Source organism: Cellulosimicrobium marinum (assembly GCF_020551945.1).
Taxonomy (GTDB): domain Bacteria; phylum Actinomycetota; class Actinomycetes; order Actinomycetales; family Cellulomonadaceae; genus Cellulosimicrobium; species Cellulosimicrobium marinum.
This window is the reverse complement of the sequence record NZ_JAJBZH010000009.1, coordinates 39,970-63,884: the sequence shown is the minus strand read 5'-3', so window position 1 is coordinate 63,884 and position 23,915 is coordinate 39,970. Positions and strand designations below refer to the sequence as shown.

The following is a 23,915-nucleotide window of genomic DNA, read 5'->3' as shown; positions in this document are numbered from 1 at the left end:
CCATGAGCGCCATCGAGCAGATGTACCAGCAGGTCATCCTCGACCACGCGAAGACCCCGCACGGGCGGGGCCTCGTCGACGTGGGCGAGGGTGCGCTGCACGGCCAGTCGCACCAGGTGAACCCGACGTGCGGCGACGAGGTGACGCTGCGCGTCGAGCTCGGTGGCGCCGTGGCCGACGGTGCGGCCGCGCCCACGATCTCCCGCGTGAGCTGGGAGGGGCAGGGCTGCAGCATCTCGCAGGCGTCGCTGTCCGTCCTCACCGACCTCGTCACCGGCCGGCCGGTGACCGAGGCCGAGCACCTCGGCGACGTGTTCCGCGAGCTCATGGGCTCGCGCGGCAAGGGCCTCGACGAGGACACGGAGGACGAGCTCGGCGACGCCACCGCGTTCACGGGCGTCTCCCGCTACCCGGCCCGGATCAAGTGCGCCCTGCTCGGCTGGGCCGCGCTGCGGGACTCGCTCGTGACCTCGGGCGCGCTGGACCCCACGACGACAGACCATGCGGGCGCGGCAGGAGCCGCGACCACGACGGAGGAGAACCGATGAGCACCGACACGCCCGCCCCCGAGGGCGTCGCCCCGAGCCTGCCCACGGTGGCGGACGTCGAGGAGGCCCTGCGCGACGTCATCGACCCCGAGCTCGGCATCAACGTCGTCGACCTCGGACTCGTCTACGGCGTCCAGATCGACCAGAACAACCACGCCGTCATCGACATGACGCTCACGTCCGCGGCCTGCCCGCTGACCGACGTCATCGAGGACCAGTCCGCGCAGGCCCTCGACGGCCTCGTCGACGGCTTCCGCGTCAACTGGGTCTGGATGCCGCCGTGGGGCCCCGAGAAGATCACCGACGACGGCAAGGACCAGCTCCGCGCCCTGGGGTTCAACGTCTGACCGACGCCCCGCTCGTCCGACGCCGCGTCCCCCACCCGGGTGGGCGCGGCGTCGTGCTGTCCGGGACCGTTCGTGCGTGTCGGCGCCTCCGTCGTCGGGGCCGTGCTCACGATCCCGTTGCGGTGCGTTCTGGTGCGTTGACGAGGAGTGTCCTGAGTGTTGGGATATGTGCGCCCCACCCCACTTCTCGGAGGACGACGTGACACAGCAGGACCAGACCGGATCGGGCGGATCACCGCGGCAGGTGCGCTACCGGGGGCGCCACCTCCCGATGGTCGCGGTGATCGTCGCGGCGACGATCGCGACCGCGCTGGCGTACAGCGGCATGGTCCTGTTCGGTCTCGAGGTCGCGCACATGTCGCCGCTCGAGGCGTACGGCCTGGCGGGCTTCCTCGAGGTCAGCCTCGTCGCCGTGGCGCTCATGGCCCGCAACGCGGCGCTGGAGGGGCGTCCCTACGGCGTGCTCCTCACGCTGACCTGGGTGCTGTCCGGGACGTCGGGCGTGTTCGCGGCGCTCCACGAGATCGCCGTGCCGACCGAGAGCACCCCGTACATGGTCGTGTTCCGGTTCGTCCCGCCGCTGGTCGCGGCCCTGATGTGGCACCTCGCGCTCGTGGGAGAGCGGCACATGGTCACGGGGCACACCCTCGACGAGCGTCGCCGTGAGACGCGGGTCCACGCCTACGTCACCGCACTGGAGCAGTGGCGCGACGCGCGGGCGGACAGCTCGGGTTCGTCGGCGGACCTGCGCAAGGTCCGGGCCGCCCACCAGCGACAGCGCGCAGCGCGCGACGGCGCCCTCAAGCTGCTGACCGTCGAGGACTTCGAGCGCCGCATGCAGGTCTGGGTCGACCGTCTGGAGGCGGCAGAGCGCCACGGCACGCGGCTCGACCTCATCGGGGCGAGCTCCGTCAAGCGCGGCACCGCCCGGGGACGGGCCGAGACGGCCGCGGCCACGCCCTCGTCGAGCGCGGCGCGCTCGGGGACGCCGGTCGCGCCTCGCCCGGCTCACGCGCCGGAGCCTGCGCGTGACGCCGAGACGCGGGAGGTCGAGTACCGCGCCGCCGAGGTGCGGCCCGCGGTGCTCGCCGTCGAGACCCCTGCTGTCGGGACCGCTGTCGTCGAGGCGCCTGCCGTCGAGACACCTGCCGTCGAGGGCACGGCCACCGAGCCGGAGGAGAAGCCGTACGTGCCGGAGACCGCCTTCGAGGCGCTGCCGAACCTCGAGGCGCGCGTGAAGGAGGTGTTCGGACGGCGCACCGGGCCGCTCCCGTGGGACCAGCCGACCCCGGAGGTCGCCGACACGGCGCGGGTCGTGGAGCCGCCGGCGGTGACGGGTCACACCCGACGGGTGGAGGTCTTCGACCTGGCTCGCCCCGTGGACGGCGTGCCGGGCGCCCCGGCCCGCGTCGACAGCCTCACTGACGCGGACCGCACTGACGACGTGGACCGCGCCGCCGACGCGAACCCCGCCGACGACCCGACCGCGGAGCGCGACCGCCGCATCGTCGAGCTGGCGCGCACGGGCCTCAACCAGCGGGAGATCGCCGAGCAGGTCTCGGCGTCGCGGTCGACCGTCAGCCGGGTCGTCCGTCGCTACGAGGACCAGAAGCCCGTGACGGACGACCGCGAGCTCGCGAACGCCTGAGACGGGTCGTCCACGGGCTCGGGCGGTCGGGGAACTGATCGCTGCGCTCCGTCGTGCCCGTTCGGGCACACCGTGCGGGGTGCGACCGGTCGCACGATGGAGCATGAGCCACCTGCACCACGAGGTCCGCGCTGATTCCGCGCCTGTGCTCCGTCGGTCGGGGGCACGTCCTCGTCCGGGTGCCGCTCGAGCCACGACACACGTACCTGCCGTACTCCGCCCGCAGGACGGCGGACGTGACGCGATGCTGCAGGTCCAGGCAAGCGCCGGGAACCGGGCGGTCAGCACGGCCGTGCAGCGCGCGTACGTCCCGACGCGCAGCGAGGAGCTGGACTACGCCAGCCTCATCCCGCGGACGTGGGGGGCGTCGGGCGCAGCGGTCGACGGCGCGATCCTTCTCGTCACGCGGTGGTGCCAGAGCCATGCTCAGTTCCAGAGCCTGGTGCAGAACGTCACCTGGGCCGAGTTCCTCGCCATGACGAAGAAGTACAAGGACGGCAAGGACGTCCCGGTGAAGGCCGGTGCCATCCGGGCCAAGATGGAGAAGGAGATGCAGCAGGAGCTGGCCGCGATCAGGCAGGCGCAGATCGACCATCTCCGCGCCACGGGACAGCCCGGAGCAGGCCGGACCCTGACGGACTGGCACACCGACACGATCATCGGCGGCCTCGCGCACACCCTGACCTTCCGGACCCAGGACGAGAAGGCGAAGAAGAAGGGGAACCCGACAGGTCCCTTCACCAGGAACTTCTCGGTCGAGGTCGACGGGGCGCCCGCGCTGTGGGAGATCCACGTCCACTACCGTGACTCGAAGGACCAGCGCGTCGAGAAGGCGCACGTGAAGCTCATCAGCAAGCGCCACGAGCACGAGCGGGTGCGGGACCTGCCAGCGCTGCACTCCCTGGTGGTGGCCGCCTCGGCAGTGATCCAGCCTCAGCGCGACTCCAGCCTGAAGGACCTCTGATCCCGTGGCTGCTCGTGACCACGACGGTCGCCTCCTCGTCATGGTGGGCTTCTTCCTCGGTGCCGGGTGACGTACACGCTCGCGTTCTGGCCGTACCGCGCGCCCCGTGCTGCGCCGCCCGCCCGTGCTCGGCGTCCTGCGCCGTCACGACCAGGGGGAAGGCACCGTGTCAGCCGACGGCGACGACCGGACCGGCGAGCGGCGTGCCGGACCCGTCGCGGCGCTGGTCGGCCTCGGGCAGCTCGGCGACCTGGCCCCCGGACCCCGAGGCGCGGGCGGGACCCTGCCCGACCCAGGCGAGGATGAGGGTGTCCTCGCCCTTGAGGAAGCGGTGCGCGCGCACGCCGCCGGTGCCGCGGCCCTTGCCCGGGTACAGCTCGTACGGGGTGACCTTCGCGGCGCCGGTCTGGGTCCCGGGCAGCGCCGCGGACGACCCGGCGACCGTGACGACGACGCCGAGGTCGCGCACGTCGGCCGGGACGACGCCGAAGAACACGACGCGCTGGCCGGCACCCAACCGGATGCCCGCCATGCCGCCCGCCGCACGGCCCTGGGGCCGGACGGCGCTCGCGTCGAAGTGCAGCAGGCTCGCGTCGGAGCTGACGAACACGACCTCGTCGGTGTCGGTCGCGGGGGCGGCGCCCACGACGACGTCGCCGTCCTTGAGGCCGACGACCTCCCACGCGTCGCGGTTGTTCGGCACGTCACCGGGCAGGACGCGCTTGACGACACCCTGCGCGGTCCCGAGCGCGAGCGGGGGAGCGTCGGTGGCGAGCGAGGCGATGGTCACGGCCTCCTCGCCGGGCTCGAGCGCGACGACCTCGCTGAGCGGCACCCCGCCGGACAGGCTGGGCGCGCCGTCGGTCGGCGGGATCGCGGGCAGGTCGAGGACGGACACACGCACCATCCGCCCGCGCGTCGTCACGAGGCCGATCTCGCCGCGAGCGGTCGTGCGGACGCTGGCGCGCAGGGCGTCGTGCGCCGCCCGGGGCCCGGTGCGCCCGGGCTCGGTGTCGTCGCTCGTGCGGGCGAGCAGTCCCGTGGTGGAGAACAGGGCCCAGCACGGGGTGTCGGCGACCTCGAGCGGCACGGCCGACGTGGTCGTCGGCGCGGCGCCCGCCGACTCCAGGAGGACGGTGCGCCGCGGCGTGCCGTACGTCTTCGCGACCTCGGCCATCTCGGCCGAGACGACGCCGCGCAGCACGGCGTCGTCGGCGAGGATCTCCTCGAGCTCGGCGATCTCGCGGCGCAGCGTCTCCTGCTCCTTCTCGAGCTCGATGCGGGAGAACTTCGTCAGGCGGCGCAGCTGCAGCTCGAGGATGTACTCGGACTGCGGCTCGGAGAGGTCGAACACGGTCTGGAGGCGCTCGCGGGCGGCCCGGGCGTCGTCGGAGGAGCGGATCACCTGGATGACCTCGTCGATGTCGACGATCGCGATGAGGAGGCCGTCGACGAGGTGCAGGCGCTCGGACCGCTTGCGCAGGCGGTGCTGCGACCGCCGCCGCACGACGTCGATGCGGTGGTCGACCCACACGACGAGCAGCTCGCGCAGCCCGAGGGTGCGCGGCTGGCCGTCGACGAGCGCGACGTTGTTGATGCCGAACGAGTCCTCCAGCGGCGTGTACCGGTAGAGCTGCTCGAGCACCGCCTCGGGGTTGAACCCCGTCTTGACCTCGACGACGATCCGCAGGCCGTGCTCGCGGTCCGTGAGGTCGGTCGCCGCGGTGACCCCCTGGATCTTCTTGGCCTTGACGCCCTCGGCGATCTTCTCGATCACCTTCTCCGGGCCGACGACGTACGGCAGCTCCGTGATGACGATGCCCTTGCGGCGCGGCGTGAGGTTCTCCACGCGGGCGGTGGCGCGCGTGCGGAACGACCCGCGGCCGGTGCGGTAGGCGTCGCGGATGCCGTCGAGGCCGACGATCTTGCCGCCCGAGGGCAGGTCGGGGCCGGGGACGAACCGCATGAGCGCGTCGAGGTCGGCGTCGGGGTGCTTGACGAGGTGGCGCGCGGCGGCGACGACCTCGACGAGGTTGTGCGGCGCCATGTTCGTCGCCATGCCGACCGCGATGCCCGACGCCCCGTTGACCAGGAGGTTCGGGATCGCCGCGGGCAGCACCTCGGGCTGCGTGAGCTTGTTGTCGTAGTTGGGGACGAAGTCGACGACGTCCTCGTCGAGGTTCGTGGTCATGGCGAGCGCGGCGGGCGCGAGCCGCGCCTCGGTGTACCGGGAGGCGGCGGGGCCGTCGTCGAGCGACCCGAAGTTGCCGTGCCCGTCGACGAGCGGCAGGCGCAGCGAGAAGTCCTGCGCGAGGCGCACGAGCGCGTCGTAGATCGCGCCGTCGCCGTGCGGGTGCAGCTTGCCCATGACCTCGCCCACGACGCGCGCGGACTTCACGTGCGAGCGGTCCGGGCGCAGGCCCATGTCCGCCATCATGTAGAGGATGCGGCGCTGCACGGGCTTGAGACCGTCGCGCGCGTCGGGCAGGGCGCGCGAGTAGATGACGGAGTAGGCGTACTCGAGGAACGACCCCTCCATCTCCGTGGCGACGTCGACGTCGACGATCGTCTCGTGCACCTCGGACGGGTCGAGCGAGGGTGTCGAGGACTTGCGCGCCATGGTCGTGCGGGCTCCTGCCGGTCGGTCGAGGGGGGGAGAGCGGCCGGTGGCCGGTACCGCCGCACGCGAGGGTAGCCCACGCGTCCGACAGGTGACCCGGCGCGGCCACCGGGACCATTGTCCTCCCGGTCAGGCCCGGGGTGGCGCAGGCGCACCGCGGCGGCGACCGCATAGCCTGGGCGGGTGAGCGACGGCGGCACGGCCGAGGGCTACCCGGTCGAGTGGGAGGCGGACGTCGTGCTGCGCGACGGGACCACCACCCACGTGCGGCCGATCCGCCCCGACGACGCCGACGCGCTCCAGCGCTTCCACGTCGGGCAGTCGGAGCGCTCGACGTACCTGCGCTTCTTCGCGCCGATCGAACGCCTCTCGGACCGCGACCTGGACCGCTTCACGCGCGTGGACCACGTCGACCGCGTCGCGCTCGTCGCCGTCCGCCCTCGCACCGGTCGCCCGGACGCGCCCGACGCCGCGCCGGCCGACCCGGACGGCGTCGACATCATCGGGGTGGCCCGGTTCGACCGGACCTCGCCCCACGAGGCGGAGGTCGCGTTCAACATCGCGGACGCCGCGCAGGGACGCGGCCTCGGCTCCGTGCTGCTCGAGCACGTCGCGGCGGCGGCGCGCGAGCGCGGGGTGCGGCGGTTCACCGCCGAGGTCCTGCCGCAGAACGGGCGCATGCTCGCCGTGTTCCGCGAGGCCGGCTACGACGTCCACCAGCAGATGGACGACGGGTTCGTCGTCGTGAGCGTCGACCTCGACCCCACCGAGCGCTCGCGCGCCGTGATGGCGGACCGCGAGCACCGCGCCGAGGCCCGCAGCATGCAGGGCCTGCTCGGCGCGAGCAGCGTCGTGCTCGTCGGACCCGGCAGCCCCCCCGTGGGCGACGACGCGCCGTCGATCGAGCTGCTGCTCGCCCGCCGCGCGCTCGGCTCCCTCGCGCGCGGCGAGCACCTGCAGGTCCACGTCACCGGCGTGCCCGCCGCACCCGGGGTGCCCGACGGCGCCCCGCACCTCCGCCGGTACGCCTCGCTCGCCGAGGTGCCCGGCCCGGTCGACCTCGCGGTCGTGTCCCTGCGACCGCCCGACGCGATCGACGCGGTGCGCCGGCTCGCGCGCCTGGGTGTGCGCGGCGTCGTCGTGCTGTCCGCCGGGTACGCCGAGACCGGGCCGGACGGGCTCGCGCTGCAGCGCGAGCTCCTGCGTGCCGCGCACACCGCCGGGCTGCGCGTCGTCGGGCCCGCGAGCTACGGCCTCCTCACCGCGGGGCGGGACCGCGACCGACCCGCGCTCGCGGCCACGCTCGCCGAGGAGCTGCCCGCGCCGGGCGTCGTCGGGCTCTTCAGCCAGTCCGCGCCCATGGCCGTGACCCTCCTCGCGACGACCGCGCGCCGCGGGCTCGGCGTCTCGTCCTTCCTGTCCGCCGGGCACCGCGCCGACGTCTCCGGCAACGACCTCATGCAGTACTGGCAGGACGACCCGGCGACGCGCGTCGTGTGCCTCTACCTCGAGTCGATCGGCAACCCGCGCAAGTTCTCCCGCATCGCCCGCCGGCTCGCGTCCGTCAAGCCCGTCGTCGTGGTCATCGCGGGACGCTCCGGCCACGTCGTCCCGCCCGGTCACGCCGTGCGGGAGACGAGCGTCCCCCGCCGCGCCCTCGACGAGATGCTGCGCCAGTCGGGCGTCGTGCGCGTCGAGAACACCCACCAGCTCATCGACGTGGCGCAGCTCCTCGCCCACCAACCCCTGCCCCGGGGCAGGCGCGTGGGCATCCTCGCGAGCTCCGCGTCGCTCGCGGCGCTCGTCGCCGAGGCCGTCGCCTCCGCGGGGCTCGTGGTCGCCCGGTCCGGCTTCGTCCCCGAGGACGCTCCTGCCGACAGCGTCGAGGCGGCGGTCGAGGAGCTCTACGCGCCCGACGCGTGCGACGTCGTCGTCGCCGTCCAGGTGCCCACGGTGCAACCACGCCGCCCCGAGCTCTCCCGCGCGCTCGCCGCGGCCGCCGCGCGCACGCGCCGCACGACCGTCGCGAGCATGCTCGGCCTGCACGGGCTCACCGACGAGCTGTCCGCCCCGGACCCGCACGCCGAGGGGACGGACGACGGCGCCCCTGCCACGTGCCGGGTGCCCGCCTACTCCACGCCGGAGGACGCGGTCGCCGCGCTGGGCGCCGTCGTGCGGTACGCGGCGTGGCGCGAGGCGGACCACGGCACCCCGGTGGCACCGCCCGGGGTGGACGCCGCCCGGGCACGGGCCCTCGTCGAGCGTGCGCTCGCGGACCGCGCCGAGGTCGAGCTCGACGCCGACGACGTCGCCGAGCTCCTCGCCTGCTACGGCGTGTCCGTGTGGCCCGCGCGACGCGTGCGCACCGCCGACGAGGCGGTGGCCGCGGCCCGGGAGACCGGCTGGCCCGTCGCGCTGAAGAGCACCGCCGCGGCGCTGCGCCACCGGGCCGACCTGGGGGGCGTGCGGCTCGACATCGGGGACGAGGCGGAGCTGCGCGCGGACGTCGAGCAGATGCGGGCGGCCCTCGCGGCCGTCCTCCCGGGTGCGCGCGACCAGCCGTTCGAGATCCAGGCGATGGCGTCGGCGGGCGTGGCGTGCGTGGTCCGGTCGAGCGAGGACCGGCTGTTCGGGCCGGTGGTGTCGTTCGGGCTCGCGGGCGACGCCGTCGACCTCCTCGACGACGTCGCGTACGGCGTCCCCCCGCTGACGGGGACCGACGTCGCGGCGATGGTGCGCTCGGTGCGCGCCGCGCCGCGGCTGTTCGGGTACATGGGCACCTCGGAGGTCGCGACGGCCGCGCTGGAGGATGTGCTCGCCCGCGTCTCCGTGCTCGCCGACGACCTGCCGGAGGTGCGCAGCCTCGAGCTGTACCCCGTCGTCGTCTCGGAGCACGGCGCCGCGGTCCTCAGCGCGCGGGCGAGCCTCGCCGACGCCCAGCGCGCCGACGCGCTGCGCCGGGCCCTGCCGGGGTGAGGCACCGGGGTGAGGCGCCGCGCTGACGTCCTGCCGGATGACGTCCTGCCCGACGGCGTGTCCACAGCGTCCGGCACGGGCTGGCCCCGCCCCGACACGGGGTGGGAGAATGCGCGGGTGCCCTCCGCAACCTCCGACGCCTGGACCGACCTGACCGCCCAGCTCCACCACGCGGGCTACTACCCGGAGCTCGTCGCCGACGTGCTCGACGTCGCCGTGGCCGGGGAGGCGATCGTCTCGCACCTCGTGCTCCCCGAGACGACGTTCGACGCCTCCGAGGTACGACGCCACCTCACGGTCCTGGTCCTCACGCCCACGCGTCTCGTGACCGCGCACGTCGACGACCACCCGGCGGACAGCGAGAACCCGTCCGCGTCGGCGGCGGCGACCACGGAGTCGGTCCCGCTCACCGAGGTGCGGTCGGTCTCGCTCACCCACGTGGTCGCGGACCCGCAGACGCACCGGGCCGGCACCGCCCCGCTCGAGGTGACCCTCGCCGTCGGCTGGGGCGCCGTCTCGCGCGTCGACCTCGAGCCGGCCGGGTGCCCCGACCCCGCGTGCGAGGCGGACCACGGCCTGACCGGGCAGATCACCCCCGACGACGTCGTGGTCCGCGTGAGCGCCGACGCCGAGGGCCGGTCCGCGGTCGACGCCGCGGTCGACTTCGCCCGGGCGCTGTCGGGGGCCACCGCGCGGCGCGCCCGGTGACGGCGCCGCGCACGGCGCACGACCGGTCCGCGGCACCTGCCGCCCTCCCCGACGGTCTCGTCGCCCCCGCCACCGGGACCGGCTCGCTCGCGGCAGTCCTGCCGGCGGCTCTCGACGCGCTCGGCGTCGCCACGACCACGGCGACCGGTCTCGCCGGGACGGCGGCGCGCAGGGCGCTCGACGTGCCCCGTGCGGAGCGCGTGTGCGTCGTCCTCGTCGACGGCCTCGGTCACCTCAACCTCGCCGAGCGCGCCGGGCACGCCCCGTTCCTGCGCTCGCTCCTGCCCGACGCGCGCCCGCTCACCTCGACCTTCCCCAGCACGACCGCCGCCGCCGTGGGCGCGTTCGGCACCGGGACGGCACCCGGGCGCACCGGCATGCTGGGCTACACGCAGCGCAACCCCGAGACCGGCCGGCTCGCCAACATGGTCTCGTGGGAGGGCGCGCCCGACCCGCGGACGCTCCAGCGCGAGACGCCGCTGCTCACCGTCGCCGCGGACGCCGGTCTGCGCGTCACGTCGACGGGTCCGGCACGGTTCGCGGGCTCGGGCATGACCGTCGCCGCGCTGCGCGGCGGCGGCTACGCGGCGGCCGAGCCCCTGGCCGGGCGCGTCGACGCCGCCGTGCGCGCCCTGTCGCGGCCCGGTCTCGTGTACCTGTACTGGGGCGAGGTCGACAAGGCGGGGCACCACCACGGCGTCCGGTCGTGGCAGTGGGGCGACGAGCTGGAGGCGCTCGACCGCGAGCTCGCCCGCCTCGCGCGCTCGGTCCCCGCCGGGACCCTCGTGCTCGTCACCGCCGACCACGGGATGGTCGACGTCGACCCGACCCTCCGGTGGGACGTCGCCACCGACCCGGAGCTGCGCCGCGGCGTCGCGCTCGTCGGGGGAGAGCCACGCGCGGTGCACGTCTACACCGAGCCCGGCGCGACCGCCGACGTCGCCGAGCGCTGGCGTGCGGTGCTCGGCGAGCACGCGCTCGTGCTCACCCGAGAGCAGGTCCTCGCGCGCGGGCTCCTCGGGTCCGATCCGCGCGTCGACGCGGTCGCCGCGGCGGGCGACGTCGTCGTCGCGCTGCGCGGGCGCGCCACGGTCGTCGACTCGCGCACGCAGACCCCGGCGTCCCTCGCCCTCGTCGGCGTGCACGGCTCCCTCACGGAGGCGGAGATGCGCGTCCCCCTGCTCGTCGCGCACTGACCGCGCCGCACCACCCCACGACCGAGGAGCCTCCCCGTGGCCGAGCTCGTCTTCTTCTCCGGAACCATGGACTGCGGCAAGTCCACCCTCGCGCTGCAGCTCGACCACAACCACGCCGCCCGGGGGCGGCGCGGCCTGATCTTCTCGCGCGACGACCGGGCCGGCACGGACCGGCTCTCCTCCCGGCTGGGGCTGGAGGTCGCGGCCCACGAGGTCACGGATGCCACCGACTTCTGGTCGCTCGTCTCGGCCCTGCCCGAGCCCGTGGACTACCTCGTGTGCGACGAGGCGCAGTTCTACTCGCCGCGCCAGGTCGAGCAGCTCGCGCGCCTCGTCGACGAGACCGAGGTGGACGTCTTCGCGTTCGGCATCACCGCGGACTTCCGCACCCGGCTGTTCCCGGGCTCCGCACGGCTCGTCGAGCTCGCCGACCGCGTGGAGGTCCTCCAGGCGCACTCGCTGTGCTGGTGCGGGGCGCGGGCCACGCACAACGCCCGGACGGTCGACGGGCGCATGGTCGTCGAGGGGGAGCAGGTCGTCGTCGGGGACGTGGGCGACGGAGCCGGCGAGGTCGCGTACGAGGTGCTGTGCCGACGCCACCACATGCGACGGATGACCACGGCCGCCGCTCGGGCGATCGCCCCCGCCGACGACCTCGCGCTCGACCTGCACGGCTGACGGCGTCCTGGCCCGCTCGGGCCGTGCGGCGGATCGTGCGGCGGCTCGTGCGGCGGGTCTCTGTCCGGCCCCTGCGTGAGCGGCGTGTCAGTGCTCGGGGCGGGCCCCGAAGACGATCTCGTCCCAGCTCGGGACCTTGGCGCGCGACCGGTTCCGGCCCTTGCGCGCGTCGCGCGGCCCGGGACGCGGCGACGACCGGTCCGCCCCGCCGCCGCTGCCGTCGTTGGCCCCGCGCGTCGTGTCGTGCGGCGCGTCGTGCCGCTCGTCGCGCGTCGCGTCACCGGCGTCGCGGGGCTCGTCCGGCTCCGGCGCGCCCGGGGGTCGTGCCCGGTCCTCGGCGTCCGGGTGCCGCACCGACGGCAGGCGGACCACCGTCGCTCCCGTGGACGGCGGGGGCGGGGGCACGGGGTCGGACCCCGGCCCGTCGAGCAGCGTCCGCGGTCCGAACCCCTCGAACGGCTCCTGGGTGGCGTCGGCGCCCGACGGCTCGGAGCGGGCCCGCACCCCGCGCCGTCGTCCGAGGTCGTCCAGGAGGTCGTCGGTGCCGTCCGTCCGCGTCGTGTCCGGTCCGCGGCGCGGCGACGCGTCGACGTCGAACACGGCCTGGGCCCCCGGGGACCGGTCCGGCTCGCCCTCGGGCTGCGACAGCCAGCGTGCCTCGTCGTCGAGGGCGAGGAGCGCGCGGGACGACGGGTCGTAGGACCACCGGGCCGTGCGGGGTCCGGAGGCGATCTCGAACGACGCGGTGACGACCCACGGCGAGCCCGCGTCGCGGGCCGCGCTCCAGGTCACCGAGCCGGGGTCGACGTCGCGGGCGGCGAACCGCTGCTCCGCGAGCTCGGCGATGGTCGGGGCGTCGTCGTCGTGGCCCTGGCGGGAGCCGCGCACCCGTTCCACGACGAACTCCTGCTCGGCGACCACCGGGCCCGCGAACCGGCGCACGTGCTCCACCGCCATGCCCGCGGCGTCCGCGACGTCCTCGACGTCGTCGCCCGCGCGCAGGCGGGCCTGGATCTCCCGCGGCGTCAGGTTGCGCTCGCCCTCGGCGCGCAGGTGCTCCAGGTGCGGTCGGTCCCGGCGGACCGCGGCACGCAACGCCTCGGTGATGGGCAGGACGAACCGGTCGCCGTCCGCCCTGCCGAGGACGAGGTGCTCCCCGTCCTCGTGCAGCCTCACCAGCTCCAGCTCGTCCATCGGTCCTCCCGTGTCGCCCGCGGGCGTCAGCGCGCCCGCGCTCCCTCGAGGGTGCCATCCTCGCCCACCCCCGCGGCGCAACACGCCCCGGTGTGCCGCGGACTCGCGCCTGGGATGATGCCCTCGTGATCCTCGACCTCGTCCCCGGCGACGCCCTGGAGCTGGGCGGGGTGTTCTTCGCCGCGTTGTCCGGAGGGCTCGCCGCGGTCCGCAAGCGCTTCGACCTGGTCGGCGTCCTGGTCCTCGCATGGGTCGCCGGGCTCGGCGGGGGACTGCTGCGCGACGTGCTCATCGGTGCGACGCCCCCCGTCGGCATCTCGGACTGGCGCCTCGTCGCGGTCGCGGTCGCGGCAGGCGTCGTGACGTTCTTCTGGCACCCCCGTCTCGAGCGCCTGCGCCGCAGCATCATCGTGCTCGACGCCGGGGCGTTGGCCCTGTTCGTGCTCTCCGGCACCATGAAGGGCCTCGACTACGGCGTCGGTCCGCTCGCGGCCGTGTTCGCGGGCGTCCTCACCGGTGTCGGCGGGGGGATCCTGCGCGACGTCCTCACGAACGAGACCCCGCTGCTGTTCCAGGACAAGCAGCTCTACGCGATCCCCGCGCTCGCGGGTGCCGCGCTCACCGCCGTCCTGGGTGAGGCCGGTCTGCTCGGGCTCGCGTCCCAGGCGGCGGTGCTCGCGCTCGTCCTGGGGTTCCGGCTGCTCTCGCTGCGCATGGGATGGTCGGCGCCCGGTCCGTGGGAGGGTCGCCGCCGCCGGCCGGGGTCCGGCAGGATGTGAGCGTGCACTCCTTCATCGACGACCCCCGCCTGCCCGACGACGTGACCGTGGCCGACCTGCGCCGACTGGCCGAGCACCTCGCCCGGACCGCGGGCGAGCTCGTGCGCTCCGGCCGGCCGGAGCGCGTCGAGGTCGCCGCGACGAAGTCGAACGCGACCGACGTCGTGACGCGCATGGACGCGGACTCCGAGGCGCTCCTGCGCCGGGAGATCGCGGCGGCACGGCCGGGGGACGCGGTCCTCGGCGAGGAGGACGGGGCCTCGCCCGGGACGACGGGCATCACGTGGGTCGTCGACCCGATCGACGGCACCGTCAACTACCTGTACGGCGTCGCGTCGTACGGGGTGTCGGTCGCGGCGGTCGTCGGGCCTCCCGACCCGCAGGAGTGGACCGTCCTCGCCGGCGCGGTGCACTCCGTGGTGGACGACCGGACGTGGACCGCGGGGCTGGGCGGCGGGGCGACGGTCGACGGCCGCCCGCTGCACGTCGTCGGCCCGGACGACCTCGCGCAGTGCCTCGTCGGGACGGGCTTCGGCTACGACCCGGACCGTCGCCGCGCCCAGGCCCGCGTGCTCGTCGACGTCATCCCACGCGTGCGGGACATCCGTCGCCTCGGCTCGGCGGCCATCGACCTGTGCCTCGTCGCGAGCGGTGAGCTCGACCTCTACTACGAGCGCGGCCTGAACCCGTGGGACCTCGCCGCCGGAGGCTTGATCGCCCAGGAGGCCGGTGCGCGCGTCAGCGGGCTGCGCGGCTCCCCGGCCGGGCGGGCGATGACCGTGGCGGGACCCGCGGCCCGTGCGGGCGAGCTCGTGTCCCTGCTCGAGGAGCTGTCCGCGGACAGCGACGACTGAGCCGGCGACGGCTCCTCCCGGTCCGCCCGGACCCCGGCGACGGGCCCCTGCGAGCCGCGCCCGCGCCGGTCGGGGACGTCGTGACGAAGGCCACGGGGCGCTGCTCGCGCCTCGGAGTGCATCAGCGCTGGAAATGGTGCAGAATCCGGGGGCCCGCCGGGAACAATTCCGGGGCGCCACGCATTGACCAGCGTGCACGTACCACGACGACCTCGGGGCACGTCACGTCCCGGGACGCTCCCCCGACGTCCCGCACCTCGTGCCGTCCGGCACGACCGGCGACCGTCGGCCGTTCCGGCGCGCGCAGTCGCTATCGACTACTTCCGGAGAGTGACCTCACAGATGGCAACAGACTACGACGCCCCCCGCAAGAGCGAAGAGGAGCTCAGCGAGGACTCGATCCAGGAGCTGCAGGCTCGTCGCTCCGACAAGAGCTCGGGCGTTGTGGACGAGGACGAGACCGAGGCGGCGGAAGGTTTCGAGCTCCCCGGCGCGGACCTGTCCGGCGAGGAGCTCTCCGTCCGGGTGCTGCCGCGGCAGGCGGACGAGTTCACCTGCTCGAGCTGCTTCCTCGTGCACCACCGCAGCCAGCTCGCGTACGAGAAGAACGGGCAGCAGATCTGCTCGGAGTGCGCCGCCTGAGCCTCGGGCCCCATCGTCACGACGGCCGTCGCCCCCACCGCGGGCGGCGGCCGTCGTCGTGTCCGTCGTCACCCTGCGGCCGGTCCGGCGACGACGGTCAGGGGGCGACGGTCAGGGGGCGACGGTCAGGGGGGACGACGCTCAGGGGGGACGACGCTCAGGGGGAGGGGACGTCCGGTGCCGCGCCGGCGGCGCGCAGCGCGTCCGCGAGCTCCGGGGCGCGACGCGTCGAGACGAGCCAGTAGGGCGTCGGGTCCTCGGCGTCGTGCAGCTCGAGACGGACCCCGGTGCGCGCCCACGCGCGCAGGCACACGTAGGCGCGCGCGTCGAGCACCGGACCGAGCTCGGTGCGCATCTCCTCCGCGTCGAGCGCGCGCACCGGGCCGGTGAGGGTCACGGGGATCGTCGCCCTCCCGGCCCGCAGCGCGCCGTCGTGCACGCTCACGACGGGAGACGTGGCGACCAGGGCGGCCACGCCGAGAACCGCGGCGACGAGCCCGACGACGACACCCGTGGCGGGGCTCGCGGGCCACAGCGCGACGCCGAGCACCGCGGCGAACGCGAGGGCCGCGACCCAGCCGCCCGGCCCGGGAAGGACCCGCTCGCGGAACGCGACGGCGCCCTGGCGCGCCGGTCGGTCGGTCGGTCGGGAGGGCTGGTCCGCTCGCGTCATGCGTCCATCATCCCAGGCGTCGTCCCCCCGGTCCGGTGCCGCGAGGCGGCGCCCGGCGCCGGGCGGCGCGGAGGTGTCCGCACCCGCGGGCGCGGACTAGGCTCTGGCGGGTGCCGACGCAGCAGCAGCCTCCGACCACGGACGTCGACGTCCTCATCACGCTCCTCGACGACGTCCCCGTCCCCGCCTACGCCCACCCCGGCGACGCGGGCGCCGACCTCGTGACGACCGTCGACGTCGAGCTCGGGCCCGGGCAGCGCGCCGTCGTGCCGACGGGGGTCGCGATCGCGCTCCCGGACGGCTACGCCGCCTTCGTGCACCCGCGCTCGGGGCTCGCGGCACGTCACGGGCTGACGGTCGTCAACGCGCCGGGCACGGTCGACGCGGGGTACCGCGGCGAGATCAAGGTGACCCTGCTCAACACCGACGCCGCCGAGCCGGTGGTGCTGCGGCGCGGCGACCGCGTCGCCCAGCTGGTCGTGCAGAAGGTCGAGCGGGCGCGGTTCGTCCCGGCGGAGCGCCTGCCCGGGTCGCACCGGGGCGAGGGCGGCTTCGGGTCGAGCGGAGGCTGGTCCGCCGCGCCGTGAAGGGTGCGCCGCCGCGCCCCCGGCCTCCCGCTGGGTGGGCGTGACCGACGACACGTCGGACGAGGACTAGTGTGGAAGGCCGGGGCGAACGCCGCCCCGCGAGAAGACCCGGCCCGGCCGGGCAGGTGAAGGAGCTCTTTCGTGGGTCTGTTCCGCCGCTCGAGGTCGCAGGACACCGAGCCGACCGCCCCCCAGGACGCCGACGAGGGTACGACCACGCCGGACGAGGCCGACGCGCAGGCGCCGGCCCGCGGCCCGTTCGACGCGTCGCAGGTGCCGGAGCGCGGGCCCCGGGTCGACCTGGGCGCCGTGTGGCTGCCGGGGCTGCCCGGCATGGAGCTGCGCATGGAGGTCGACAAGAAGACCCAGCGCATCACGGGCGTGGCCTGCGCCGTCGCCGGGTCCGGCCTGCAGGTGCAGGCGTTCGCCGCACCCCGCTCCGAGGGGATCTGGGACGAGATCCGTCAGGAGATCGCGGCCTCGGTGACGAAGCAGGGCGGGACCGTCGACGACGTCCCCGGCCCGTTCGGCCGCGAGCTCATCGCCCGCATCCCGGCGCAGTCGCCGGACGGCCGCACCGGCGTGCGCCCGGCCCGCTTCGTCGGTGTGGACGGGCCCCGCTGGTTCCTGCGCGGCGTGCTCACCGGCAAGGCCGCCGTGGACCAGCAGGAGGCGCGGCTCCTCGAGTCGGTCTTCGCGAACATCGTCGTCGTGCGCGACCAGAGCCCGCGCCCGCCGCGCGACCTGCTCACCCTGCACCTGCCGGGCAAGGCGCCCGCCGCGGCACCCGCCACGCCCGAGGGAGCTCCGGAGACGCCGTCGTTCGACCCGTTGACCCGCGGGCCCGAGATCACGGAGATCCGGTGACGTGAGCCCCACCCTGCGCGATGCCTGGCACGCGGCGCTCGCGTCCCAGGAAGAGGTCGCCGCCGACGAGGAGCGCACCGAGGCAGCCCGGCAGAAGGGGTGCCGGGCCGTGTCCGAGCTGCCCAACCGTCGCCGCGCGAAGGTCACGGGCATCCTGCGCTCGGTGGTGCTGCGCCCTCGCGAGGGCGTCCCCACCGTCGAGGTGGAGCTCTACGACGGCTCCGGCTCCCTCGACCTCGTGTGGCTCGGTCGACGCCGCATCGCGGGCGTCGAGCCCGGCCGCCGTGCTCTCGTCGAGGGCCTCGTGTGCGAGGTCGACGGGCGCCGCACCATGTTCAACCCCCGGTACGAGCTGCTCGCGAAGCCGGGCGAGTGAGGGACGGATGACCCAGCACCAGACGCCGCCGGACGGGCACGGCGACCAGCACGAGCGCGCACGGGAGATCGAGACGGCGGAGACGGTGGTGGCCGACGCCGCCGCGCCGGAGGACGGTCCCGCGCGCGGCGTCCGCGCCCTGACCGGCGAGCAGTTCTCGCTCGCGGAGGCCGTCGGCGGCGTCCGCGGTCTCGTCGAGTCCGTCGCGCCCGGTCTCGTCTTCGTCGTCGCGTTCGTCGCGACGCGCGAGCTGTCGTGGGCGCTCGTGTCCTCGGTCGCGGTCGCGCTGGCCGCCCTCGTCGTGCGTCTCGCGCAGCGGACCCCGGTCACCCAGGCCCTCGGGGGGCTGCTCGGCGTCGGGATCGGCGTCGTGTGGGCCTGGCGCTCGGGCGAGGCGCAGGACTACTTCGCCTGGGGCCTGTGGACCAACGCCGCGTACCTCGCGGTCCTCCTCGTCTCGCTGGTGGCGCGCTGGCCGCTGGTCGGTCTCGTCGTCGAGGGCCTGCGCAGCGGGTTCGGCGCCGCGCGGGACGAGGACGAGGCACGGGCGTCCGACGACACGACGGCGACGGCGCCGCCGGCGTCGACGGGGTCGGCGGGATCGCCCGCCGCCGACGCCGCGCCGCAGGGCGGGTTCGCGGCCTGGGCGGCCTCGTGGCGGGGCGACCGCGCGCTGATGCGTCGCTACGTCGGCGCGACGTGGCTGTGGGTGGGCCTGTTCGGCGTCCGCCTCGCGGTCCAGGTGCCGCTGTACCTCGAGGGTTCCGTGGGCTGGCTGGGCACCGCGCGGCTGGTCATGGGCCTGCCGCTCTGGGCGCTCGTGCTCTGGCTCACCTGGGTGCTCGTGCGCCGTCGTCCGGCCTGAGCGGCCCGTCCGGCCTGATCGACGAGGCCCCGAGGCGCAGCTCTCAGCCGAGCGACCCGTCCTCGCCCTCGTCGTCCGGCGCGTCCCCGACGGGCCCGTCCGGCACGAGCACGTCCGCGACGTCGCGGACCGGCGCCGCGCCGTCGGAACCGTCGGCCAGCAGCCGGGACAGCGCCTCCTCGTCCGCCTCGTTCCCGGTGACGAGGAGGAGCTCGTCGCCCGCCTCCAGCGTGTCGTCCTGGCTCGGCGCGATGGGGCGCGTGCCGCGCACGACGGCGGCGAGCACCGTGTCCGCGGGCCACGCGATCGCGCCCACGCGTCGCCCGACGAGCGGGGAGGACGCCGGCAAGGTCACCTCGAGGATGTCGGCGCCGGACTGGTGGAACGTGAAGATGCGCACGAGGTCCCCGACGGCCACGGCCTCCTCGACCATCGCCGTCATGATGCGCGGCGTGGAGACGGCGACGTCGACGCCCCACGACTCGTCGAACATCCACTCGTTCTTGGGGTTGTTGACCCGCGCGACGGTCCGCGGCACCCCGAACTCGGTCTTCGCGAGGAGCGAGACGACGAGGTTGACCTTGTCGTCACCCGTCGCGGCGACGATGACGTCGCACTCGTCGACCTTCGCGTCGGCGAGCGTGGACAGCTCGCACGCGTCGGCGAGCAGCCAGTCCGCCTCGGCGACCTGGGCGACGCGCATCGCCGCGGGCTGCTTGTCGACGAGCATCACGTCGTGGTCGTGGCTGAGGAGCTCGCGGGCGATCGAGCGGCCCACGGACCCGGCCCCGGCGATGACGACCCGCATCAGTCCACCTCCGTCTTCGGTGCGTGCGTGAGGAGCCGCTCCGCGGCCGGTGCGTCGTCGGTGGTGACGAGCACGTGGAGCACGTCGTTCTCCTGCAGCACGGTGCGCTCGGTGACGAGCAGCCCGTCGCCGAACCGGCTGAGGAACGCGACGCGCACGCCCGTGGCCTCCTCGACGGCGCGCACGGTGCGTCCCACCCAGCCCGGGTGGAAGTCGAGCTGGGCGAGCCGGACGCGCCCGGACGGGTCGCGGTACTCGTCCGTCGCCCCGAGCGGGAGCATCCGGCGCAGGACCTGGTCGGCCGTCCACCGCACGGTCGCCACGGTCGGGATGCCGAGCCGCTGGTAGATCTCGGCCCGGTGCGGGTCGTAGATGCGGGCGACGACCTTCTCGACGCCGAACGTCTCGCGCACGACCCGAGCCGAGAGGATGTTCGAGTTGTCGCCGTCGGAGACCGCGGCGAATGCGTAGGCGTCCTCGATCCCCGCCTGGACGAGCGTGTCGCGGTCGAACCCGACCCCGGTGACCTTCTTGCCGGTGAACTCGCCCGGCAGCCGCCGGAACGCGTCGGGGTTCTGGTCCACCACGGCGACGGAGTGCCCGCTGGCCTCGAGCGAGTGCGCGAGCGTCGCACCGACGCGGCCGCAGCCCATGATCACGAAGTGCACGCAACGAACGCTATACCGCCGGGCGCCCGCGGGGCGCCCGGGGGACGACGGGCATAGCATGTGGCCTCGTGTCGGAGATCGCAGACGCCGCCAAGCGGCTCCTCGTCGGGCGTCCGGTGCGGAGCGAGCGCCTGGGCCACACGCTCCTGCCCAAGCGCATCGCGCTGCCCGTGTTCGCGTCCGACGCCCTGTCGTCGGTGGCGTACGCCCCGGACGAGATCCTCCTGACGCTCGCGATCGCCGGGCTCACCGCGACGACGGTCTCCCCGTGGGTCGGCCTGGCCGTGGTCGTCGTGCTGCTCACCGTCGTGGCGTCCTACCGGCAGAACGTGCGCGCGTACCCGTCCGGCGGCGGCGACTACGAGGTCGCGACGGTGAACCTCGGGCCGAACGCCGGCGTGGGCGTCGCGTCCGCGCTCCTCGTCGACTACGTCCTCACGGTCGCGGTGTCCATCTCCTCGGGCGCGCAGTACGCGGCGAGCGCCATCCCGGCGCTGCGCGGGCACGAGTCGCTCTTCGCGATCGTCCTCGTCGTGCTGCTCACGCTCGTCAACCTGCGCGGGGTCAAGGAGTCCGGGTCGTTCTTCGCGATACCGGTGTACCTGTTCATGTTCGCCATCGGGTCGACGGCGGTGGTGGGCTTCTTCCGCTACGTCACCGGGACGCTGCCGCCCGCGGAGAGCGCGCAGTTCGAGCTCGTGGCGCAGGACGGGTTCGACCAGGGGCTCATGGGGATCGCGGGAGCGTTCCTCGTGGCGCGCGCGTTCGCGTCGGGCTGCGCGGCGCTCACGGGCGTCGAGGCGATCAGCAACGGCGTGCCCGCCTTCCGCAAGCCGAAGTCGCGCAACGCCGCCACGACGCTCGCGATGCTCGGCGGGATCTCGGCGGTCATGATGCTCTCGATCCTGCTGCTGGCGCGTGCGACGGGCGTGCACTACGCGGAGGACCCGCACACGCAGCTCACCTCCGGCGGCGAGCCGCTCCCGGTCGACTACGTCCAGCACCCCGTGATCGGCCAGCTCGCGGAGTCCGTGTTCTCCGGCTTCCCCCTCGCCTTCTACCTCGTGTCGGCCGTCACGGGGATCATCCTCGTCCTGGCCGCGAACACGGCGTTCAACGGCTTCCCGGTGCTCGGCTCGATCCTCGCCAAGGACGGCTACCTGCCGCGCCAGCTCCACACGCGCGGCGACCGCCTGGCGTTCTCCAACGGGATCCTCACGCTCGCGTTCGCGGCGATCGTCCTCATCTGGGCGTTCGACGCGGAGGTGACCCGGCTCATCCAGCTCTACATCGTCGGGGTCTTCGTGTCCTTCACGCTCTCCCAGCTCGGGATGGTGCGGCACTGGACCCGGGCGCTGCGGCGCGAGCACCAGCCGCGCGAGCGTGCGCGCATGCGCCGGTCCCGCGTGGTCAACTCCGTCGGCCTCGCGATGACGGGGACCGTGCTCGTCATCGTGCTCGTCACGAAGTTCACGCACGGGGCGTGGATCGCGATCCTCGCGATGGCCGTCGTCTTCGTCCTCATGCGCGCGATCCGCACGCACTACGACACCGTCCGGGACGAGCTCGCGCTCGGCGACGACGTCTCCCAGGCGCGCGCCCTGCCGAGCCGCGTCCACGCGATCGTCCTCGTGTCGAAGATCCACCGGCCGACGATGCGTGCCCTCGCCTACGCGCGCGCGTCCCGACCGTCCGTGCTCGAGGCCGTCACCGTGGGCGTCGACGCGGACGACGTGACGGAGCTCATGCGCGAGTGGGAGGCGCTCGACCTGCCCGTCCCGCTGCGCGTGCTCGACTCGCCGTTCCGTGAGATCACCCGGCCCGTGCTGTCGTACGTGCGGTCCGTGCGCCGCGAGTCGCCCCGGGACCTCGTGGTGGTCTACATCCCCGAGTACGTCGTGGGGCACTGGTGGGAGCAGCTCCTACACAACCAGAGCGCCCTGCGTCTCAAGGGCCGTCTGCTGTTCACCCCCGGCGTCGTGGTGGCGTCCGTGCCGTGGCAGCTCGCGTCGTCGGAGGGGCACACCGGGCTCGAGGGCGAGGGCTTCCGGAGGCGCTACCCGGGCATGTGAGCGGCGGCGCGGTGCCCGCGCGGCACCGGTCGTCCGGGATACTGGACCCATGCCCTCCTCCTCGCGCGGACGCGCAGCCCGTCCCCGTCCGAACCCGAACCCTCGACCTCAGGTCGAGGTCGAGCTGGACCTCGAGATCGGGCCCGTCGCGCACGGCGGCCACTGCGTGGCGCGCCACGACGGGCGGGTCGTCTTCGTCCGGCACACGCTGCCCGGGGAGCGCGTGCGCGCGCGGGTCACCGAGGGCGGGGTCGGCGCGAAGTTCTGGCGGGCCGACGCCGTCGAGGTGCTCGACGCCTCGCCGGACCGCGTGCCCTCCGCGTGGCCCGAGGCGGGGCCGGGCGGCGTCGGCGGCGGCGAGCTCGCGCACGTGGCGCTGCCCGCCCAGCGCCGCTGGAAGCGGGACGTCCTCGCCGAGCAGCTGCGGCGCCTCGCCCGGCTCGACCTCGACACGCTTCCTGACCTTCAGGTAGAGGTCGAGGGTCTCCCGGGTGACGACGAGCGCGGGGGCCTCGGCTACCGCACGCGCATCGACCTCGTGGCCGACGCCGCGGGCCGGGCCGGGATGCACCGGTTCCGGTCCCACGACGTGCTCGCGCTCGACACGATGCCGCTCGCGACCCCCGAGCTCCTCGACCACGCGGACCGGGAGCGCGTCTGGACCCGGTCCTGGCGGCCGGGGACCCGCCTGGAGGTCGTGGCACCGTCCGACGGCGCGCCCCTGCTCCTCGTCGACGGCGAGCCGTGGCGGGCCGGGTCCGTCGACCGACGGCCCAACGCGCGCCGGAGCGTGACCGAGACGGTCGCCCTGCACGGACGCGAGCACGCCTACCGTGTCGCCGCCGCCGGCTTCTGGCAGGTGCACCGCGCCGCGCCGGCGGCGCTCGCGGAAGCCGTGCTCGCCGCCGTCGGGGACGTGGACGGCGCACGCGTCCTCGACCTCTACTCGGGCGCCGGGCTGTTCGCGCTGCCGCTCGCGGCGGCGGCGGGCCCCGACGGCCGGGTCGTCGCCGTCGAGGGCGACGAGCGCGCCGTGCGTGACGCGCGCCGCAACGCGCACGGTCTCGACACCGTCGAGCTGCACCACGGTGCTGTCGAGCGCGTGCTCGCCGGGCACGGCGAGGGGGCGGAGGCCGTCGCGCGCGGGGGAGCGGACGTCGTCGTGCTCGACCCGCCGCGCGTGGGCGCGGGCCGCGGCGTCGTGGACGCCGTCGCCGGGACCGGCGCCCGCCGGGTCGTCTACGTCGCGTGCGACCCCGCGGCGCTCGCGCGCGACGTGGCGTACCTGGGCGAGCACGGCTACGCGCTGCGCGGGCTGCGGGCGTTCGACCTCTTCCCGCACACCCACCACCTGGAAGCGGTGGCCGTCCTCGAGCGTTGAGGGGAGCGGGGCCGACGGAGGCTCCCGGCGGTCGGCGAGAGACTCGTCGGTCGGGGTCGTCGGCGAGAGGGGCGGCAGTGAGCGGCACGGTGGAGCGCGAGACCGGCGTGGGTGAGGCCGTCGACGTCGACGTGCGGGACGTCGTCGGCGTCGGGGTGCTGCTCGCGAACGGTCGCCTGGCGGGACGTCGCTTCGCGTCGCGGGCGGAGGCCGAGGCGTGGGCGCGGCCGGAGGAGGGCGAGCAGGTCGTCGAGCTGAACCTGCTCTGCGACTGCGACCGCTGAGGGGGCGCCCATGCCGCGCCGCAAGGCATATATCTTGACGTCAAGATATGTGGGGTATGCTGGTCGCGGTGCTGGTCCCGGCGCCGACGACGCGAGCGCGAACGGCGCACGCGGCCTCGGCCGGGTCGCCGCGCCGGCCCGGCGTAGGCTGGGCGAAGCCCCCCAGAACCATGGCATCCG

At 74.9% G+C, this 23,915-nt stretch carries 23 protein-coding genes; 18 read left to right on the top strand and 5 right to left on the bottom strand.

All coding sequences use genetic code 11. The features are described from left to right. The first annotated feature begins 2 nt into the window (after window positions 1-2). The 4 genes from sufU to LGQ04_RS16460 all read left to right on the top strand — a co-directional run bounded on the left by sufU (window position 3) and on the right by LGQ04_RS16460 (window position 3,507). A complete protein-coding gene (gene sufU / locus LGQ04_RS16475) occupies window positions 3-548 on the top strand; it encodes a Fe-S cluster assembly sulfur transfer protein SufU (RefSeq protein WP_229245055.1) in 546 nt (181 codons plus the stop codon). Further along, entirely contained in the window at window positions 545-895 is a 351-nt protein-coding gene (locus tag LGQ04_RS16470) for a metal-sulfur cluster assembly factor (protein ID WP_229245054.1), read from the top strand. Before sufU ends, LGQ04_RS16470 begins: the two co-directional genes overlap by 4 nt. A gap of 199 nt (window positions 896-1,094) precedes the next feature. After that, window positions 1,095-2,543, top strand: a complete 1,449-nt coding sequence (locus LGQ04_RS17865) for a helix-turn-helix domain-containing protein (RefSeq protein ID WP_229245053.1) — start codon at window positions 1,095-1,097, stop codon at window positions 2,541-2,543. Window positions 2,544-2,787: 244 nt separating this feature from the next. Next, the gene (locus tag LGQ04_RS16460; RefSeq protein ID WP_229245052.1) at window positions 2,788-3,507 is read left to right on the top strand and encodes a hypothetical protein; all 720 of its coding nucleotides are present in this window, start codon (window positions 2,788-2,790) and stop codon (window positions 3,505-3,507) included. Between the two features lie 169 nt (window positions 3,508-3,676). Here the strand turns inward: LGQ04_RS16460 and LGQ04_RS16455 are convergent, their stop codons facing one another. Then, window positions 3,677-6,127, bottom strand: coding sequence for a DNA gyrase/topoisomerase IV subunit A (locus tag LGQ04_RS16455; protein ID WP_229245051.1), 2,451 nt, complete (start codon window positions 6,125-6,127; stop codon window positions 3,677-3,679). Window positions 6,128-6,310: 183 nt separating this feature from the next. On the opposite strand from LGQ04_RS16455, the gene LGQ04_RS16450 reads away from it, so the two are divergent. The 4 genes from LGQ04_RS16450 (at window position 6,311) to LGQ04_RS16435 (ending at window position 11,685) form a co-directional block, all read left to right on the top strand. After that, on the top strand, window positions 6,311-9,103 hold the full coding sequence (locus LGQ04_RS16450; protein ID WP_229245050.1) for a bifunctional acetate--CoA ligase family protein/GNAT family N-acetyltransferase: 2,793 nt from the start codon (window positions 6,311-6,313) through the stop codon (window positions 9,101-9,103). 117 nt (window positions 9,104-9,220) lie between these two features. Next, window positions 9,221-9,811: a DUF5998 family protein gene (locus tag LGQ04_RS16445; RefSeq protein WP_229245049.1), complete on the top strand. Its 591-nt coding sequence runs from the start codon at window positions 9,221-9,223 to the stop codon at window positions 9,809-9,811. After that, window positions 9,808-11,007, top strand: a complete 1,200-nt coding sequence (locus tag LGQ04_RS16440) for an alkaline phosphatase family protein (protein WP_229245048.1) — start codon at window positions 9,808-9,810, stop codon at window positions 11,005-11,007. Before LGQ04_RS16445 ends, LGQ04_RS16440 begins: the two co-directional genes overlap by 4 nt. A 36-nt stretch (window positions 11,008-11,043) precedes the next feature. Continuing rightward, window positions 11,044-11,685 (top strand): thymidine kinase, encoded by a 642-nt coding sequence (locus LGQ04_RS16435; protein WP_229245047.1) that lies wholly within the window; start codon window positions 11,044-11,046, stop codon window positions 11,683-11,685. 87 nt (window positions 11,686-11,772) lie between these two features. Here the strand turns inward: LGQ04_RS16435 and sepH are convergent, their stop codons facing one another. Continuing rightward, window positions 11,773-12,879 carry a septation protein SepH gene (sepH, locus tag LGQ04_RS16430; RefSeq protein ID WP_229245046.1) on the bottom strand — a complete coding sequence of 369 codons (1,107 nt, stop codon included), beginning with the start codon at window positions 12,877-12,879 and terminating at the stop codon, window positions 11,773-11,775. 125 nt (window positions 12,880-13,004) lie between these two features. Between sepH and LGQ04_RS16425 the strand changes: the two genes are divergently transcribed. From LGQ04_RS16425 to LGQ04_RS16415, 3 genes are all read left to right on the top strand, one after another. Further along, the gene (locus LGQ04_RS16425) at window positions 13,005-13,658 is read left to right on the top strand and encodes a trimeric intracellular cation channel family protein (RefSeq protein ID WP_229245045.1); all 654 of its coding nucleotides are present in this window, start codon (window positions 13,005-13,007) and stop codon (window positions 13,656-13,658) included. Window positions 13,659-13,660: 2 nt separating this feature from the next. Beyond that, a complete protein-coding gene (locus LGQ04_RS16420) occupies window positions 13,661-14,512 on the top strand; it encodes an inositol monophosphatase family protein (protein ID WP_229245044.1) in 852 nt (283 codons plus the stop codon). A 342-nt stretch (window positions 14,513-14,854) separates the two neighbouring features. After that, entirely contained in the window at window positions 14,855-15,154 is a 300-nt protein-coding gene (locus LGQ04_RS16415; RefSeq protein WP_229245043.1) for a DUF4193 domain-containing protein, read from the top strand. Between the two features lie 157 nt (window positions 15,155-15,311). On the opposite strand, the gene LGQ04_RS16410 is transcribed toward LGQ04_RS16415, so the two are convergent. Continuing rightward, the gene (locus tag LGQ04_RS16410) at window positions 15,312-15,827 is read right to left on the bottom strand and encodes a DUF3093 domain-containing protein (protein WP_229245042.1); all 516 of its coding nucleotides are present in this window, start codon (window positions 15,825-15,827) and stop codon (window positions 15,312-15,314) included. Window positions 15,828-15,937: 110 nt separating this feature from the next. Here LGQ04_RS16410 and dut point away from each other — a divergent pair, with 110 nt between their 5' ends. From dut to LGQ04_RS16390, 4 genes are all read left to right on the top strand, one after another. Beyond that, entirely contained in the window at window positions 15,938-16,414 is a 477-nt protein-coding gene (gene dut, locus LGQ04_RS16405; protein ID WP_229245041.1) for a dUTP diphosphatase, read from the top strand. Between the two features lie 141 nt (window positions 16,415-16,555). After that, window positions 16,556-17,281, top strand: coding sequence for a DUF3710 domain-containing protein (locus tag LGQ04_RS16400; protein WP_229245040.1), 726 nt, complete (start codon window positions 16,556-16,558; stop codon window positions 17,279-17,281). A 1-nt stretch (window position 17,282) separates the two neighbouring features. Next, the gene (locus tag LGQ04_RS16395) at window positions 17,283-17,657 is read left to right on the top strand and encodes an OB-fold nucleic acid binding domain-containing protein (protein ID WP_229245039.1); all 375 of its coding nucleotides are present in this window, start codon (window positions 17,283-17,285) and stop codon (window positions 17,655-17,657) included. 7 nt (window positions 17,658-17,664) lie between these two features. Further along, window positions 17,665-18,522 (top strand): DUF3159 domain-containing protein, encoded by an 858-nt coding sequence (locus LGQ04_RS16390; RefSeq protein ID WP_229245038.1) that lies wholly within the window; start codon window positions 17,665-17,667, stop codon window positions 18,520-18,522. 43 nt (window positions 18,523-18,565) lie between these two features. Here LGQ04_RS16390 and LGQ04_RS16385 read toward each other — a convergent pair whose 3' ends face one another. Both LGQ04_RS16385 and LGQ04_RS16380 read right to left on the bottom strand, forming a co-directional pair. Then, on the bottom strand, window positions 18,566-19,330 hold the full coding sequence (locus LGQ04_RS16385; RefSeq protein WP_229245037.1) for a potassium channel family protein: 765 nt from the start codon (window positions 19,328-19,330) through the stop codon (window positions 18,566-18,568). Beyond that, a complete protein-coding gene (locus LGQ04_RS16380) occupies window positions 19,330-19,983 on the bottom strand; it encodes a potassium channel family protein (protein WP_229245079.1) in 654 nt (217 codons plus the stop codon). The genes LGQ04_RS16385 and LGQ04_RS16380 overlap by 1 nt, the downstream gene beginning before the upstream one ends. Before the next feature lie 83 nt (window positions 19,984-20,066). On the opposite strand from LGQ04_RS16380, the gene LGQ04_RS16375 reads away from it, so the two are divergent. The 3 genes from LGQ04_RS16375 to LGQ04_RS16365 all read left to right on the top strand — a co-directional run bounded on the left by LGQ04_RS16375 (window position 20,067) and on the right by LGQ04_RS16365 (window position 23,735). Further along, window positions 20,067-22,070, top strand: a complete 2,004-nt coding sequence (locus LGQ04_RS16375; RefSeq protein WP_229245036.1) for an APC family permease — start codon at window positions 20,067-20,069, stop codon at window positions 22,068-22,070. Between the two features lie 49 nt (window positions 22,071-22,119). Continuing rightward, window positions 22,120-23,451 (top strand): class I SAM-dependent RNA methyltransferase, encoded by a 1,332-nt coding sequence (locus tag LGQ04_RS16370; protein WP_229245035.1) that lies wholly within the window; start codon window positions 22,120-22,122, stop codon window positions 23,449-23,451. Window positions 23,452-23,528: 77 nt separating this feature from the next. Continuing rightward, window positions 23,529-23,735: a hypothetical protein gene (locus LGQ04_RS16365; protein ID WP_229245034.1), complete on the top strand. Its 207-nt coding sequence runs from the start codon at window positions 23,529-23,531 to the stop codon at window positions 23,733-23,735. Window positions 23,736-23,915 lie beyond the last annotated feature (180 nt).